At 54.1% G+C, this 898-nt stretch carries 2 protein-coding genes; both read right to left on the minus strand.

Features of this window, described 5'->3' with window-relative positions; genetic code table 11:
• Nucleotides 1-754, minus strand: a 754-nt coding sequence (locus ACUU1I_RS20820) for a patatin-like phospholipase family protein (protein ID WP_449144928.1), incomplete at its 3' end; no start/stop codon positions are given.
• Nucleotides 751-898 (minus strand): diguanylate cyclase regulator RdcB family protein (locus tag ACUU1I_RS20825; RefSeq protein WP_000223804.1); only part of this gene is annotated, 148 nt, incomplete at its 5' end. The genes ACUU1I_RS20820 and ACUU1I_RS20825, both read right to left, overlap by 4 nt.

Below are 898 nucleotides of genomic sequence, written 5' to 3' on the forward strand. Positions count from 1 at the left end.
ACACAATCACCATATTGCATCCGGCATCGACCAGAGGCGTTACAGGGGTATTTCCCTGCATATTTCGCCATCCTCCCATACCACCATCACCGAACATTGTCCCCTGAACCTCACGGGGACGGAACAACAGGGGCAGTGCGGCTGACGCAAGCAGAGCCTCTTTCTGCTGTCCGCGGGGCAGACTCTGGATATGCTGAAAAACGGCGTTTTTCGTGGTTCCGGAACCCAGTTCAGCACGAATGCAGTCAATAATATCCTGCATGCCCCCTTCTGTGGGGTACAGCGACACATACAGCGGTAGCCCGCCTGCCAGAGCATCTGTATCAAGATAATGATCCATCAACGCTGTCAGGGGCCCATCTGACAACAACGGCTGAGTCATCGGATTGTCGAAGCCGTTGATTATCGATATATGGCGAAGAAGTGTCGTAAGCAGTGCTCCTGCACGTCCGGGGATCTGGCAGAGGTTCATTGCCTGGAACAATTTTTTCAGCAATGAAAAGTAAACCGATCGGTTTACCGACAGCACCTGATTATTCCCAAGATGATCCCAGAGCGCCTCCAGGCGTACGGCAGCTTCTGACAGATCGGGAGAGGCCGCGATAATGGCACCATTGAATGCGCCAATGCTGGCCCCTGAAACCATGCTGATCTGTGTACCACACTCTGCCAGTGCCTTAACCACTCCCGCCTGATAAGCGCCCACCGCCCCACCGCCGGACAGCACCAGCCCTGTTTTTATTTCTATACTCATGCAGCCCCCTTCTGAAATATTTCATCGACCATACTTTCAGAGAGGCGTTCTGCAGAGCAGAGACGGGGCATGCGAACCGGTAAGTGTTCTGCAGCCTGCGTGGTTGACCAGATCACCGGATGCTGCTCTTCACTGCACCAGTCC

This window comes from Shigella sp. SIG3 (assembly GCF_053555855.1).